At 62.5% G+C, this 15,350-nt stretch carries 12 protein-coding genes; 9 read left to right on the forward strand and 3 right to left on the reverse strand.

Features of this window, described 5'->3' with window-relative positions; genetic code table 11:
- Nucleotides 1-55 precede the first annotated feature (55 nt).
- From J2Y68_RS00260 to J2Y68_RS00275, 4 genes are all read left to right on the forward strand, one after another.
- On the forward strand, nucleotides 56-667 hold the full coding sequence (locus J2Y68_RS00260) for an ATP-dependent Clp protease proteolytic subunit (RefSeq protein ID WP_167265855.1): 612 nt from the start codon (nucleotides 56-58) through the stop codon (nucleotides 665-667).
- Nucleotides 668-706: 39 nt separating this feature from the next.
- Nucleotides 707-1,366, forward strand: coding sequence for an ATP-dependent Clp protease proteolytic subunit (locus tag J2Y68_RS00265; RefSeq protein WP_018777832.1), 660 nt, complete (start codon nucleotides 707-709; stop codon nucleotides 1,364-1,366).
- Between the two features lie 182 nt (nucleotides 1,367-1,548).
- Nucleotides 1,549-2,838: an ATP-dependent Clp protease ATP-binding subunit ClpX gene (clpX, locus tag J2Y68_RS00270; RefSeq protein WP_309988306.1), complete on the forward strand. Its 1,290-nt coding sequence runs from the start codon at nucleotides 1,549-1,551 to the stop codon at nucleotides 2,836-2,838.
- 79 nt (nucleotides 2,839-2,917) lie between these two features.
- Nucleotides 2,918-3,532: a mycothiol-dependent nitroreductase Rv2466c family protein gene (locus J2Y68_RS00275; RefSeq protein WP_309988308.1), complete on the forward strand. Its 615-nt coding sequence runs from the start codon at nucleotides 2,918-2,920 to the stop codon at nucleotides 3,530-3,532.
- Between the two features lie 15 nt (nucleotides 3,533-3,547).
- Here the strand turns inward: J2Y68_RS00275 and J2Y68_RS00280 are convergent, their stop codons facing one another.
- Together J2Y68_RS00280 and valS are read right to left on the reverse strand one after the other, a co-directional pair.
- Nucleotides 3,548-4,423, reverse strand: a complete 876-nt coding sequence (locus J2Y68_RS00280; RefSeq protein ID WP_309988311.1) for an Fpg/Nei family DNA glycosylase — start codon at nucleotides 4,421-4,423, stop codon at nucleotides 3,548-3,550.
- 378 nt (nucleotides 4,424-4,801) lie between these two features.
- A complete protein-coding gene (valS, locus tag J2Y68_RS00285) occupies nucleotides 4,802-7,423 on the reverse strand; it encodes a valine--tRNA ligase (protein ID WP_309988314.1) in 2,622 nt (873 codons plus the stop codon).
- 72 nt (nucleotides 7,424-7,495) lie between these two features.
- On the opposite strand from valS, the gene J2Y68_RS00290 reads away from it, so the two are divergent.
- Nucleotides 7,496-8,275, forward strand: a complete 780-nt coding sequence (locus tag J2Y68_RS00290) for an SDR family oxidoreductase (RefSeq protein WP_257367930.1) — start codon at nucleotides 7,496-7,498, stop codon at nucleotides 8,273-8,275.
- A gap of 60 nt (nucleotides 8,276-8,335) precedes the next feature.
- On the opposite strand, the gene J2Y68_RS00295 is transcribed toward J2Y68_RS00290, so the two are convergent.
- Complete coding sequence (locus J2Y68_RS00295; RefSeq protein WP_309988317.1) at nucleotides 8,336-9,373, reverse strand: endonuclease/exonuclease/phosphatase family protein; 1,038 nt, start codon at nucleotides 9,371-9,373, stop codon at nucleotides 8,336-8,338.
- A gap of 326 nt (nucleotides 9,374-9,699) precedes the next feature.
- On the opposite strand from J2Y68_RS00295, the gene ileS reads away from it, so the two are divergent.
- The 4 genes from ileS to ndk are packed head-to-tail and all read left to right on the forward strand — an operon-like array spanning nucleotide 9,700 to nucleotide 15,268.
- Nucleotides 9,700-12,984 carry an isoleucine--tRNA ligase gene (gene ileS, locus J2Y68_RS00300; RefSeq protein ID WP_309988320.1) on the forward strand — a complete coding sequence of 1,095 codons (3,285 nt, stop codon included), beginning with the start codon at nucleotides 9,700-9,702 and terminating at the stop codon, nucleotides 12,982-12,984.
- Between the two features lie 2 nt (nucleotides 12,985-12,986).
- The gene (locus J2Y68_RS00305) at nucleotides 12,987-14,348 is read left to right on the forward strand and encodes a bifunctional folylpolyglutamate synthase/dihydrofolate synthase (protein WP_309988322.1); all 1,362 of its coding nucleotides are present in this window, start codon (nucleotides 12,987-12,989) and stop codon (nucleotides 14,346-14,348) included.
- A 2-nt stretch (nucleotides 14,349-14,350) separates the two neighbouring features.
- Nucleotides 14,351-14,803 carry a DUF4233 domain-containing protein gene (locus J2Y68_RS00310; protein WP_309988325.1) on the forward strand — a complete coding sequence of 151 codons (453 nt, stop codon included), beginning with the start codon at nucleotides 14,351-14,353 and terminating at the stop codon, nucleotides 14,801-14,803.
- 45 nt (nucleotides 14,804-14,848) lie between these two features.
- Nucleotides 14,849-15,268 (forward strand): nucleoside-diphosphate kinase, encoded by a 420-nt coding sequence (gene ndk / locus J2Y68_RS00315; RefSeq protein ID WP_309988327.1) that lies wholly within the window; start codon nucleotides 14,849-14,851, stop codon nucleotides 15,266-15,268.
- The last annotated feature ends 82 nt before the right edge of the window (nucleotides 15,269-15,350 follow it).

Genomic DNA, 15,350 nt, shown 5'->3' on the forward strand with positions numbered 1-15,350 from the left:
CACTGGCACCAGCGAGAGGTAAGTACTTATGTCACAGCAATCAGAGGCTCCCCGGATGGCAACTGTCGATCCCGCAGCCCAGGACAACTACATCTACAACCGCCTGCTGAAAGAGCGCATCATTTGGCTCGGTTCTGAAGTGCGTGACGAGAACGCCAACGCCATCTGCTCCCAGCTCCTCCTCCTCTCGGCGGAGGACCCTGAGAAGGACATCTACCTGTACATCAACTCGCCGGGTGGGTCCGTGACAGCCGGTATGGCCATCTACGACACCATGCAGTTCATCCCGAACGACGTCGTCACCGTCGCCACCGGCCTGGCCGCCTCCATGGGCCAGTTCCTCTTGTCTTCCGGAACCAAGGGCAAGCGCTATGCAACCCCCAACGCCCGAATCCTGATGCACCAGCCCTCGGGCGGTATCGGTGGTACCGCCTCGGACATCAAGATCCAGGCCGAACTGATCCTGCACATGAAGAAGGTCATGGCTGAGCTGACGGCGGAGCAGACGGGCCAGACCGTCGAAACCATCCTCAAGGACAACGACCGCGACAAGTGGTTCACCGCAGCCGAGGCCCTGGAGTACGGATTCTTCGACAAGATTTCGGCCCACGCCGGCTCTGTCGCCGGCGGTGGCGGAACGGCCAACCAGTCGAGCTCCGATAACTGACCGGCACCAAAGAACCACTGAAACCCAGGAGTAAAGAACATGAACTACAACTTCGGATGGTCTGCCGGTAACCTCCCGTCCAGCCGCTACGTCCTGCCCCAGTTCGAAGAGCGTACGCCCTACGGCTTCAAGCGCCAGGATCCGTACACGAAGCTGTTCGAGGACCGCATCATCTTCCTTGGCGTGCAGGTTGACGACGCCTCGGCCGACGACATCATGGCCCAGTTGCTGGTCCTTGAGTCAACGGACCCGGACCGCGACATCACCTTGTACATCAACTCGCCGGGTGGTTCGTTTACCGCCATGACGGCCATCTACGACACCATGCAGTACATCCGCCCGGAGATCCAGACGGTCTGCCTCGGCCAGGCGGCCAGTGCCGCAGCGGTCCTGCTCGCCGCCGGTACCCCCGGGAAGCGTTTGGCGCTGCCGAATGCGCGTGTACTGATCCACCAGCCGGCTCTTTCCGGTGGCCAGGGTGGTCAGGCCTCGGACCTTGAAATCCAGGCTGCTGAGGTTATGCGCATGCGTACCTGGCTTGAGGACACGCTGGCCCACCACTCGGGTCGGACCTCCGAGCAGGTAAACAACGACATTGAGCGTGACAAGATCCTGACGGCTGCCGAAGCCATGAACTATGGTCTGATCGACCAGGTCCTTGACTCCCGGAAGATCAAGCCCCAGGCAATCGCCCGGTAGTAACCGGAATTGGACGCCGGTGCGGTTCACGAAATATGGACCGCACCGGCGTTCTGTTTCCACCCAAGCAGACCATTGTGACCTAGAGTGGATCTTGTCACGGTGGTGCCAACCGCGGCATGGCCGCACACTTGAGTACGGCGCGGCGCCGCATCACCCGCATGCAACGAAGGGATTCCCACATGGCTCGGATTGGCGAGAGCACGGATCTGCTGAAGTGTTCTTTCTGCGGAAAGAGCCAAAAGCAGGTGCGGAAGCTGATTGCCGGGCCCGGTGTGTACATCTGCGACGAGTGCATCGAGCTGTGCAATGAAATCATCGAAGAGGAACTTGCGGAGGTTTCCGACCTCGGGAGCTTCGAACTCCCGAAGCCCCGCGAGATCTTCGACTTCCTGCAGGAATACGTCATTGGACAAGAGCCGGCGAAGCGATCGTTGGCCGTTGCCGTGTACAACCACTACAAGCGCATCCAGGCAGGACACGCACCCAAGACCGGAACCCTGGGCGAGGGCCCGCACCACGAGGACGTCGAAATTGCCAAGTCCAACATCCTGCTGATTGGGCCCACCGGCTGCGGAAAGACCTACTTGGCCCAGACGCTGGCCCGGCGGCTCAACGTGCCGTTTGCTGTTGCCGATGCCACGGCCTTGACGGAGGCGGGCTACGTTGGCGAGGACGTTGAGAACATCCTGCTGAAGCTCATCCAGGCCGCCGACTATGACGTCAAGAAAGCCGAACAGGGCATCATCTACATCGACGAGATCGACAAGATTTCCCGTAAGAGCGAAAACCCCTCGATCACCAGGGATGTCTCCGGAGAAGGTGTCCAGCAGGCGCTGCTGAAGATCCTCGAGGGCACAGTTGCCTCGGTTCCACCGCAGGGCGGCCGGAAGCACCCCCACCAGGAATTCATCCAGATCGACACCACCAATGTGCTCTTCATCGTGGCCGGTGCGTTTGCCGGATTGGAAGACATCATTGGTTCCCGGTCCGGGCGCAAGGGCATCGGCTTCGGAGCTCCGCTGAACGAGGCCCGGGACAACGTCGACACATATGGCGAAGTCATGCCCGAGGATCTGCTCAAGTTCGGGTTGATTCCTGAATTTATTGGTCGGCTCCCGGTCATCACCACTGTTTCCAGCCTTGACCGGCCCGCCTTGATCCAGATTCTGTCCACCCCAAAGAACGCCCTGGTGAAGCAGTACCAGAAGATGTTCCAGCTTGACGGTGTGGACCTGCAATTCGACAACGACGCTCTGGACGCCATTGCCGACCAGGCGCTGGAGCGCGGCACGGGTGCCCGCGGCCTCCGGGCGATCATGGAAGAAGTACTGCTGCCAGTGATGTTCGATCTTCCCAGCAGGGACGACATCGCCACGGTGGTCATCACCTCCGACGTCGTACTCAAGAAGGCGCAGCCCACCATGATTGCCCACGATGTCGTGGCCAAGCGCAGGAATAAGTCGGCCTAGGCGCCTGTTGGCGTAAATAAGGCAAGGCTCCGCCGGAGTCGCCAGCCAACCACCTTCCCACCTTTCCGAGGAGTTCCCTGTGCCCGAACAGACTGCCAATAAAGCTGATTTCTGGTTCGACCCCGTCTGCCCGTTCGCGTGGATCACGTCACGCTGGATCGGGGAAGTGGAGCAGGTTCGTGGAATTGAGACTGAATGGCATGTCATGAGCCTCTCGGTCCTCAACGAAGGCCGTGACCTGCCTGATGAGTACCGGACCATGATGGATGACAGCTGGGGACCTGTCCGCGTCATCATCGCCGCCCAGGAACTCCACGGCGACAGCTACGTCAAGCCCCTCTATGACGCCATGGGGGAGCAGATCCACCATGAGGGCAACAAAGACCGCGCGTCGGTCATCCAGAAGGCCTTGGCCGAGGTAGGGCTGCCAGCAGATCTGGCACGCTTCGCGGGCTCGGACGAGTACGACGCCAAGCTCCGCGAAAGCCACGAGGCCGGTATTTCCCTGGTCGGCCAGGACGTGGGTACCCCGGTGGTCGCGTTCAACGGAACAGCTTTCTTCGGCCCGGTCCTTACCCGGATCCCGCGCGGCGAAGTGGCCGGTAAGTTGTGGGACGCCACGGTCACTTTGGCTGACTACCCACACTTCTTCGAGCTGAAGCGCAGCCGCTCGGAAAGCCCCGAATTCAGCTAGCCGGAAATAATCCAGCTACTTCAGGAACCGTGATGTCCTCCGGTCGGCGAGGATCTTGCCGTTGGTCTGGCACGTAGCGCAATACTGCAGGGAGGTGTCCGCGAAGGACACCTCCCTGACTGTATCCCCACAGACCGGGCACGGTTGTCCTGTCCTTGCGTGCACACGGAAATTGCTCCGCTTGGTGTCTTTGAGTTCACTGGATGGCTTGCCGGCCGCGGCGTTGACGGCACCAACCAGGACTTCCTGCATGGAGGCATAGAGTCGCGCCACGGTCGCCTGGTCAAGTGACTTCGCGCTTGCGAAGGGAGAGATCTTGGCGGCGTGGAGGATTTCGTCGCTGTAGGCGTTCCCGATTCCAGCAATGACGCCCTGGCTGCGGAGCAGCCCTTTGATCTGTTGAGAACTGGACGCGAGGATGGCTGCGAAAGTGTCGACGTCGAAGTCCGGGCTGAGCGGCTCGGGCCCCAGGGTAGCGATACCCGGTACGTCATGGGGATCCTTGACCACGTAGATAGCCAGGCTCTTCTTGGTTCCGGCTTCGGTCAGATCCAAGCCGATGTGCGCGTCGTCGGAAGGCCGGTGAAGCAGCAGTCGCGCCGCGATGTTGCTTTTCCCCATGCGCAGTCCGGCAGATGATGGGTGCTCCGTGTAGCGCACCCAGCCGGCCTTCGCCAGGTGGAACACGAAGAACAGGCCTTCGACATCGATGCACACGAACTTCCCGATGCGGCGGACACCTTGAACGGTCCTGCCTTCGAGGGCGCTATAGGGCGGGTCGGCTGTCTTGAGCGCCGAGAACGAGTTAATGCGGACCTCGGTGAGCACGGCGCCATGGAGTTGGGTGTCCAAGTACATGCACAGCCCGTGCACTTCGGGGAGTTCCGGCATGGTCATACTCTGCCACATGGCAGGGCGAACCCGCAGGAAAAAGGGAGCAGAAAGCCTTCGGAAGAACTACAGTCCTGTAGTTCTTCCGAAGGCCTTGTGCATCGCCCGCAGCGGGACAACAATTGTTCTTACCCACTTCGAAAGAAGAGGGACACGGAAACCAAAGATTCAGTGATATGCAACCAACGCAGCCTTTGGCGAAGTTGGAAGCAAGCTACCAGTGACGAGGTAGGAAGACCTGAAATTCCAAGGATTCCGCCAGACTGCCAAGCCGTCACCAAGCAGCCGAAAAGTCGAAGCCCCACCAACGGCAAAACGCTGATGGGGCTTCCCCTTTGCCCAAAACGGGCACGATGCCGCTAACGCGGATCCTGGCTGCTAGGACGCTGTAACGTCCTCCGCGGGTGCCAGGACAACATCACTGACGGCTAGGTCGCCTTCGCCGGACTGCAGCGTGATTTCCTTGGCATTGGCAGCCGCCTTCAGGTCGCCGAGGCCGGCCTTCAACTGGGCTACCAGTACCTCAGGAGCGCTGATGGTGGCAGAGAGCACTTCGGTGCGCTGCTTGACCTTGGCCTCGGACTTGGCTTTGCGGATGCCGCTGAGGGCTACACCCACGGTGCTGAGCATGGTGGTGTCGCCGTCGGTGATTTCCACGGCGGCGGGCCACTGTGCACGGTGCACCGATCCGGTGCGCCACCATCCCCAAACCTCTTCGGTGGCGAAGGGCAGGAAGGGTGCAAACAAGCGCAGGAGTGCGTCCAGGGTGGTTGCCAACGCTGCCAGCACGGAGGCCTGCTCGGCTTCCCCGGCCGCACCATAGGCGCGGTCCTTGATGAGCTCCACGTAGTCGTCCGTGAACTGCCAGAAGAACGATTCCGTGATCTGGAGCGCGCGGGCGTAGTCGTAATTCTCGAACGCCTTGGTTGACTGGGCAACGACGTCGGACAGTTGGGCGAGCAGCGCGCGGTCCAGCGGGTTGGTCAGCACGGAAAGATCGGAGGTGACCACCGAATTTTCCGTGGCGCCGAGGTTCAGCACGAACTTCGAGGCGTTGAGCAGCTTGATGGCCAGGCGACGGCCGATCTTCATCTGGGCGATCTCGTACGCGGTGTCGGCGCCCAGCTTGGCCGACGCAGCCCAATAACGGACAGCGTCAGAGCCGTACTCGTTGAGCACATCCGTGGGCACCACAACGTTGCCCTTGGACTTGGACATCTTCTTACGGTCCGGGTCCAGGATCCAGCCGGAAATGGCCGCATGCTTCCAGGGGGCGCTCTTCTGCAAGGCATCCGCACGGACGGCCGAGGAGAACAGCCAGGTGCGGATGATGTCGTGGCCCTGGGGACGGAGGTCGAAGGGGTAGACCTTGGCGAACAGGTCCTCGTCCCGGCTCCAACCGCCCACAATCTGCGGGGTGAGAGAGGACGTGGCCCAGGTGTCAAGGACGTCTGCATCACCCGTAAAGCCGTTGGCCTGGTCGCGCTGCGATTCCTCGAAGCCGGGAGCGGCGTCTGCGGCGGGGTCCACCGGCAGCATGTCGTCAGACGGCAGGATGGGGTTGTCGTAGTCCGGGTTGCCCTGGGCGTCCAGCGGGTACCAGACGGGGATGGGCACACCGAAGAATCGCTGGCGCGATACGAGCCAGTCGCCGTTCAGGCCGGCGATCCAGTTTTCGTAGCGGGAGCGCATGAAGGCCGGGTGGAAGGTGATCTCCTGGCCACGGCCGATCAGCCGTTCCCGGCGTTCCTCGTCGCGGCCACCGTTGCGGATGTACCACTGACGGGACGTCACCACTTCGAGGGGCTTGTCGCCCTTCTCGAAGAAGTTCACAGGGTGGGTGATCTTCTTGGGTTCGCCATCGAGCAGATCGGCGGCCTTGAGCAGTTCCACCACGGCTTCCTTGGCGGAGAAAGCGGTCTTGCCGGCGATGGCTGCGTAGGCTTCCTTGCCGGCTTCGGTATTGATCCACTCCGGGGTGTCGGCGATGATCCTGCCGTCGCGGCCCATGATGGCTCGCGTGGGGAGCTGGAGTTCACGCCACCAGGTGACGTCGGTCAGGTCACCGAACGTGCAGACCATGGCGATGCCGGAACCCTTGTCCGCCTTGGCGAGCGGGTGGGCCTTGACCTCAAGCTCCACGTCGAAGAGCGGAGACTTTACTGTCTTGCCGAACAGCGGCTGGTACCGCTCGTCGTCGGGGTTTGCCACAAGAGCTGCGCAGGCAGCAAGCAGTTCCGGGCGGGTGGTCTCGATGAAGATCTTTTCGCCGTCTTCGGTGAAGAAGGGGTAGCGGTAGTAGGCGCCGGCGACTTCGCGGTCCTCGAGCTCGGCCTGCGCCACAGCGGTACGGAAGGTTACGTCCCACAGGGTGGGTGCCTCGGCCATATAGGCGTCGCCTGCAGCCAGGTTGGCCAGGAAGGCGCGCTGGGACACCGCGCGGGAGGTGTCGTCAATGGTGCGGTAGGTCAGGTCCCAGTCCACGGACAGGCCGAGGGTCTGGAACAGGTTTTCGAAGACCTTCTCGTCCTCAACGGCGAGTTCCTCGCACAGTTCGATGAAGTTCTGGCGCGAAACGACGTCGAAATCGCGCTGGTTCTTGGCCGGCTGTGCCGGGGGAGTGTAGTCAGCCTTGTACGGGATGGCGGGATCGCAGCGCACACCGTAGTAGTTCTGGACGCGGCGCTCGGTTGGCAGCCCGTTGTCATCCCAGCCCATGGGGTAGAAGACGTTCTTGCCCGTCATTCGCATGTAGCGGGCCTGGACGTCGGTCTGGGTGAAGGAGAACATGTGGCCCACGTGGAGCGAGCCGGAAGCCGTCGGCGGGGGAGTGTCGATTGAATAGACCTGATCCCGGGTGGTGTCCGGATTGAACTTGTAGGTTCCCTCTTCAAGCCAGCGCTGCGCCAAGGCAGCCTCGAGGCCTTCAAGGGCCGGCTTGTCGGGAACATTAATGGGGGCGGTGGCGGGCGTGTCTGTACCCTGCGTTGATTCAGCCATGGACCAATTGTTTCATGGCCCGGCGTTACAACCCGCCGTCCGGTGCCTCCGCACGCCCGATAGGGTAGTGCCATGACTTTGGCAGCACACCAGACCCCCGCAGTCCAGAACAAAACCGCCGTCGTTACGGGGGCGAGCACCGGCATCGGCGAAGCCACCGTGAGGGCGTTGGCTTCCACGGGCTGGAAGGTCTTCGCGGTGGCACGCAGGGCTGACCGCCTTGGCGCCCTGGGTGCCGAAACCGGCGCCGTGCCGTTCCCGGCTGACATCACGGTCGACGACGACGTTGCGGCCTTGCTCGCGGCCGTCACCGAAGCCGGAGGTGCGGACACCCTCATTAACATCGCCGGTGGTGCCCGTGGCGCCGACATCATCGCGAACGCCGACACGGAGGACTGGGACTGGATGTACCAGGTAAACGTCCTGGGCACCATGAAAATCACGCGGGCGTTCCTGCCGATGCTGCGCGACAACGGCGAAGGAACTGTCCTCAACCTGACCTCGACAGCCGGACTGTCCGCCTACGAAGGCGGTGCGGGCTACAACGCAGCAAAGTTTGCCCAGCACGCCATGACCAATGCCCTCCGCCTGGAAGAGGTTGGCAACAACGTCCGGGTCATAGAGGTAGCTCCAGGACTTGTGCACACGGAGGAATTCGCCCTCAACCGCTTGGGCGACAAGGACGCGGCCGCCAAGGTCTACGAGGGTGTCGAGAAACCCCTGACCGCCGCCGACGTGGCCGACGTCGTGAAGTACGCCGTCTCCCTGCCGCACCACATCAACCTCGACCAGATTGTGGTCCGCCCGGTAGCCCAGGCCGCGAACCACAAACTGATCCGGAACCAGGCCTAAACCGTCGCCGGCCCGCCAAACCGTTGCAAGCCAGCGACGGCTTAGCGGGTAAGGAACGAGTTAGCCCGCAGGGACGCTGAGCGTGGCCATGATGGCTGCGTGGTCACTGCCGGGAACCTGTCTGACCGAGTAGTCGCTGCTGCTGATCCGGGACGTTGTCACCATATGGTCGATGACGATCCCCGGCAGCGGCGGACCTTCCATGGGCCACGTAGGGGAGAACCGGGCACCGGCGGCGGTCCCTGCATCGACGAGTTTGCGTCCGTTCGGTCCGGAGTCCAGCACGGCCCGGAACTCCGAGTGGTCATAGGTTGAGTTGTAATCACCCATGAGCAGTTGGTTGCCGGGCCGGGCGGCCTGGCGAGCGATCTTCCCAAGGTCGCTCCGCCATTGGGCTATGCGCTCATCCACGGGTGGAAGGGTGTGCACATTGGTCACGTGCAAAGTGGCCTTGGAACCCGACGCGGGATCGGCCACGAGGACGCGCGTGACGTCCATGGTGAACGGAGTGTCAGGCAGCTGTCCTTCGGCCTCCAAAGGAAACACGGAATACACCGCTCCGCCCGAGGCGTCGTCATTGGGTTTGCTGAGGTGCTGGGGCAGTAACTTCTCCAGGCCCTCGGAGCGCAGGCGGTCTTCCAGTCCTCGCGTGAACTCCTGGACCGCCAACAGCTGGACGCCGTTGTCGCGGACCAACGACACGATCGTGGCGGCGTCTGCCTCGCCGTACTCGGAGTTCAGGCTCATGACCTTGACCTGGGCCGCAGGAGTCCCTGCGGACAATGTCTCCGGCTTGCCCGCATCAAAGGGAAAAAGCCAGAACAACTGTGCGGCAAGCAGGACCGTGGTGGTGACCATCACCCAGGGGCGGCGCCCCGGCACGGCGAGGAGCACTGCCAGCACCATCGGCGGCACCATCCACGGGGTGAAGGACAGCAGCTGGACTACCGGTAAAGGCCACTCAACGGGAACAGCGCGGAAGATGGACAGTCCCGCTACGGGAAGCACCAGGAGCAATGCCAGCACAGACCACGCAAGGGAAGGCCGTCGTCGTCGAGCGGGGCGGGTATCCGGAACGGCAGCAGCGGGATGCGTCATGGGTCCGAGTCTATTCACGCGCGGCGCACGGCCGCCTATCAGGGGGGAAACTGCCAGGTAGAGCAAGGACCCCGGCTGCCGCTAGACTTGGAGGACAAGCTTTGACCCGGCCATCACCGGTGAGCTTCCGGAAGAACAGCACAGGCCGCCCACGCGGCGGCCACTGCCCAGTAGAACCGGACGGGTAAGCCCGTCACAGCAGTAATGAGAGGCCGGAGCCCCGTGTTCCGGTAAGTGAGGTGGTACCGCGGTACCCGTGTCGCTGACAAGCGGCACAGGAGCCGTCCTCGCATCCTGACAGTCAACCAGCTATCACAGGATATGAGATGACCCACTACCCCAAGGCCTCAGCGTCTTCTTCCGGCACGCACGGCGTGTCCGCTTCCGTGAAGTTCCCGGAGATCGAAGAGCGCATCCTCAAATACTGGGACGAAGACGGCACCTTCCAGGCCAGCATCGACCAGCGCGATGCCGGTAAGGATGGCAGCAACGAGTTCGTCTTTTACGACGGCCCTCCCTTCGCCAACGGCCTGCCCCACTACGGCCACCTGCTCACGGGCTACGCCAAGGACCTCGTAGGCCGCTACCAGACCCAGCGCGGCAAGCGCGTGGAACGCCGCTTCGGCTGGGACACCCACGGGCTCCCCGCAGAGCTTGAAGCCATGAAGCAGCTCGGCATGACGGACAAGACCCAAATCGAAGCCATGGGCATCGACAAGTTCAACGACGCCTGCCGTGCCTCCGTCATGAAGTACGCCAACGAATGGAAGGCCTACGTCACACGCCAGGCCCGCTGGGTGGACTTCGAGAACGACTACAAGACCCTCAACGTCGAGTACATGGAGTCGGTCCTCTGGGCTTTCAAGCAGCTGCACGAGAAGGGCCTGACCTACAACGGCTACCGCGTCCTTCCGTACTGCTGGAAAGACGAGACGCCGCTGTCCAACCATGAGCTCCGCATGGACGACGACGTCTACAAGAACCGCCAGGACCAAACAGTCACGGTCACGTTCCCCATCAAGGCCAACGGCTCCGCGCTTTCCAAGGACCTCGAAGGTGTACAGGCGCTCGCCTGGACCACGACGCCCTGGACGCTGCCCACCAACGCAGCGCTCGCCGTCGGGCCTGACATCTCCTACGCTGTCTTGCCTGCCGGACCCAACGGCGTGAAGGCTGCTTCCGCCGAGGCACCGGTATCCGGCAATTTCCTGCTCGCCGCTGATCTCGTGGGGTCCTACGCCAAGGATCTGGGATACGACGACGCTGCTGCCGCCACTGCCGCTGTCGTGTCCACTTACACAGGCTCCGAGCTGGCAGGACTCGAGTACGAACCGCTGTGGAATGACTTCGCTGACACGGAAAAGTACGGCACGCAAAATGCCTGGCGGGTTCTCGTGGCGGACTACGTCACCACCACGGACGGTACCGGCATCGTCCACCAGGCACCGGCCTACGGTGAAGATGACCAGAAGGTCTGTGAGGACGCCGGGATCCCCGTGGTCCTGTCGGTCGATGAAGGTGCCAAATTCCTGCCGCTGTTCGCCCACGGCAGGCTTGCCGACATCGTCGGCCTCCAGGTCTTCGATGCCAACAAGCCGATCACCCAGGTCCTCCGGGCCGACGGCCGCTTGGTCCGGCAAGCCAGCTACGAGCACAGCTACCCACACTGCTGGCGCTGCCGGAACCCACTGATCTACCGCGCCGTGTCCTCCTGGTACGTGGAAGTCACCAAGTTCAAGGACCGCATGTCCGAGTTGAACCAGGAGATCAACTGGATCCCGGGCAACGTCAAGGACGGCCAGTTCGGCAAGTGGCTGGAGAACGCGCGTGACTGGTCCATCAGCCGCAACCGGTACTGGGGTTCGCCCATCCCCGTGTGGCAGTCCGATGATCCGGAGTACCCCCGCACCGACGTCTATGGCTCATTGGCCGACCTTGAGGCGGACTTTGGCCGGCTCCCGGTCAACAACGAAGGACAGGTGGACCTGCACCGACCGTTCATCGATGAACTGACCCGGCCCAACCCGGACGACCCCACGGGCAAGTCCACCATGCGCCGCGTCGAAGATGTCCTGGACGTGTGGTTCGATTCCGGCTCGATGCCTTACGGGCAGGTCCACTACCCGTTCCAGAACGAGGAATGGTTCGACACCCATAACCCCGCAGACTTCATCGTGGAGTACATCGGCCAGACCCGTGGCTGGTTCTACATGCTCCACATCCTTTCAACGGCTTTGTTTGACCGGCCGGCGTTCCGCAACGTCATCAGCCACGGCATCGTGTTGGGTTCCGATGGGCAAAAGATGTCCAAGAGCCTGCGCAACTATCCGGACGTGTCCGAGGTCCTGGACCGCGACGGTTCCGACGCGATGCGCTGGTTCCTGATGTCGAGCCCCATCCTCCGCGGAGGCAACCTGATCGTCACCGAGCAGGGCATCCGTGACGGCGTCCGCCAGGTCATCCTGCCGCTGTGGAACGTTTACAGCTTCTTCACGCTGTATACCAACGCCGCCAACGGCGGTGCGGGTTACGACGCGAAGCTGCGCTACGACGGCTACTCCGACACGCTGGACCAGTACCTCATGGCCAACACGGGGGACCTGGTGCGCAACGTCACGGCAAGCCTGGACAGCTACGACATATCAGGTGCCTGCGACGAACTCCGCAGCTACCTGGACATGCTCACCAACTGGTACGTCCGGCGCAGCCGCCAGCGCTTCTTCGACGAGAACGTTGATGCCTTCGACGCGTTGTACACGGCCCTCGAAGCGATCTGCCGCGTCTCCGCCTCCTTGCTTCCGCTTGTCTCCGAGGAGATCTGGCGCGGACTGACGGGCGGACGTTCGGTGCACCTGGCTGACTGGCCAGACGCTGCGTTGTTCCCGTCCAACCCGGAACTGGTCGAAGCCATGGACCGTGTCCAGCAGATCTGTTCCACGGGTTCGAGCCTGCGCAAAGCCGCGAACCTTCGCGTCCGCCTGCCGTTGCAGGAACTGACTGTGGTGGCACCCGGCGCGGATGCGCTGGAAGGCTTTGCCGCCGTCGTCGCGGATGAACTGAACCTGCGCTCGGTGCGCCTCATGGATGCTTCCTCTGCTTCGCCGGAAGAGTTCGGTATCGAACAGAAGCTCGTGGTTAACGCCCGTGCCGCCGGCCCCCGCCTGGGCAAGAACGTCCAGCAGGCCATCAAGGGCTCCAAGTCGGGCGACTGGTCCGTGAACGATGGAGTCGTGGTGGCTGGAGGCCTTGAGCTTGAGCCCCACGAGTACACCCTGGAAACCGTTGTGGCCCAATCCGCCGACGGCGGTGCTGCCGCTGCTGCCGTTCTACCCGGTGGCGGTTTCGTGGTCCTGAACACCGAGGTCACTGCGGAACTTGCCGCCGAGGGATTGGCCCGAGACATGGTCCGGGCCATCCAGCAGGCACGCAAGGACGCTGGATTGAATGTCAGCGACCGCATCCACACCTCTGTGCAGGCCGCGCAGGACGTCGTTGACGCCCTGCAAGCCAACGCTGAGCTGGTCAAGACCGAGACACTCACATTGGAACTCGAAGTCCTGCTGGCCAGCGTCGACGAACCGCAGGTCACCGTGGCAAAGGCAGGGGCCTGATCATGACTGACGAATTTTCCGTTGAAAGCGTCTACGCCGAACTCCTTGGCCGGGCGCCGGAAAACAAGATGGAACCACGCCTGGCGCCGCTGTTCCGTGCCATGGATGTGCTGGGGGAACCGAACAAGGCCTTCCCGATCATCCACATCACGGGCACCAACGGCAAGACCTCCACTGCCCGCATGATCGAAGCCGGTCTGCGCGCCCACGGACTCAGCACGGGGCGCTACACCAGCCCGCACCTGTCAAAGGTCACTGAGCGCATCAGTATCGACGGTGAGCCTGTGCCCGACGCGACGTTCGTCCGCATCTGGGACGAAATCCGCCCGTACCTGGAAATCGTTGACAACGAGCTCGTCGCGGAGAACCAGCCACGGCTGACGTACTTCGAATGCCTGACCATCCTTGGCTTTGCGGTCTTCGCGGACCAGCCGGTGGACGTAGCAGTCATTGAAGTCGGCTTGGGAGGCATCACCGATGCCACCAACGTGGGTGACGGCCAGGTCTCGGTGATCACCCCGATTTCGCTCGACCACACGGACCTGCTGGGCGACACCACGGAGGACATCGCCTACGAAAAGGCTGGCATCATCAAGCCGGGTGGCTTCCTGGTGAGCGCTGCCCAGCCCGTTGACGCTGCCCAGGTCCTCCTGGAAAAGGCCCGCGAAGTGGACGTGCCCTTCCGCTTCGAAGGCGTTGAGTTCGGCGTTGAATCCCGCAGCGTCGCCGTCGGCGGCCAGGTCTTGACCATCCAGGGACTCGCCGGTCGTTACGAGGATCTTCTGCTGCCGTTGCACGGCGCCCACCAGGCCGAGAACGCCGCTGTTGCCGTGGCTGCCCTTGAGGCATTCTTCGGCGGGGGAGAGAAGGAACTGGACGCCGAGGTACTGAAGGAAGCATTCGGCACGGTGACTTCGCCTGGCCGCCTTGAAGTGGTGCGGACTGCCCCCACTGTGGTGGTGGACGCTGCCCACAATCCGGACGGAATCCGTGTCTCTGCCGAGGCGATCCAGGAGGCCTTCAGTTTCAGCAAGTTGGTAGTGGTGGTCGGCGTCCTGCGTGAGAAGGACGCTGAGGAGATCCTGAAAACCCTCAAAGAGTCCCTTGGCGGACTCGCCGAGGAATTCTGCTTCACGCAATCCAACTCGGCGCGTGCCGTTCCCGCAGCGGAACTTGCCGAACTCGCCGTCGACCTCGGTTTTGGTGAGGACAACGTACATATCGCGGAGAAGCTCGATGACGCCCTCGAATGGGCTGTGGAGCGTGCCGAATCCAACGACGACCTCGCCGGTGGCGTCCTGGTGACCGGATCGATCACCGTAGTTGCAGAGGCCCGCATCCTGCTTGGAAAGGCCGGTGCCTGAGCATGGCCAAGATGACGAAGGCCCAGCGCGAATGGCGGCCCGGAATGCCCAAGAAGCGTCGGTCCACCAAAGTGATGTTCGCGTCCACGGTGCTCCTGCTGGAGGCCTTCGTGGCGTTCTTCGGCACCCTGGCTGTCTTTGGGCTGAAGCGGGGTGAAGTGGACCCCGGCATCATCCTGGGCGTAGGCATTGCGTTGAGCGTCGTGTTGGTCCTGGCATGCGCAGTGCTGTCCAAGCCCTGGGGCATCGCCGTCGGCTGGGCATTGCAACTGGTCCTGATCCTGACGGGCTTCGCTGAACCCACCATGTTCATTGTCGGCATCCTGTTTGCCATCTGCTGGTGGTACGGGATCAGGGCTGGCATGCGCATTGACCGTGAAGTGGCCCAACGGGACCGTGAGCAGGCGGAATGGGACGCGGCCCACGGTGACGAAGCAGGCACCCAAACCCCGTAAACTGGCTGGGAAAACCACCGACCAACCAACCACATTGGAGCAACTGTGAGCATTGAACGGACCCTCGTCCTGGTCAAGCCCGACGGCGTCGCCCGCAACCTGGGCGGAACCATCCTCGCCCGGATCGAAGCGAAGGGTTACACCCTGGCCGAGCTGAAGAAGGTCAACGCGACCCGCGAACTGCTGGAACAGCACTACGAGGAACACGTGGGCAAGCCGTTCTATGAGCCCCTGGTCGAGTTCATGCTGAGCGGACCGGTCATCGCGGCCGTCTTCGAAGGCCACCGCGTGATCGAAGGCTTCCGGTCATTGGCTGGAACAACGGACCCCACCACTGCTGCACCGGGCACCATCCGTGGCGACTTCGGCCGCGACTGGGGACTGGCAGTCCAGCAGAACCTGGTCCACGGTTCGGATTCCGTTGACTCCGCAGAGCGCGAGATCAAGATCTGGTTCGCCGGTTAAGCCGGTTAACCAGAGAGCACCGAGATGACAGCTAAGGCCAATGTTCCTGATGAACATTGGCCTTAGCTGTCTTCTCGCGGAG

This window comes from Paenarthrobacter nitroguajacolicus (assembly GCF_031455195.1).
GTDB classification, from domain to species: domain Bacteria; phylum Actinomycetota; class Actinomycetes; order Actinomycetales; family Micrococcaceae; genus Arthrobacter; species Arthrobacter nitroguajacolicus_D.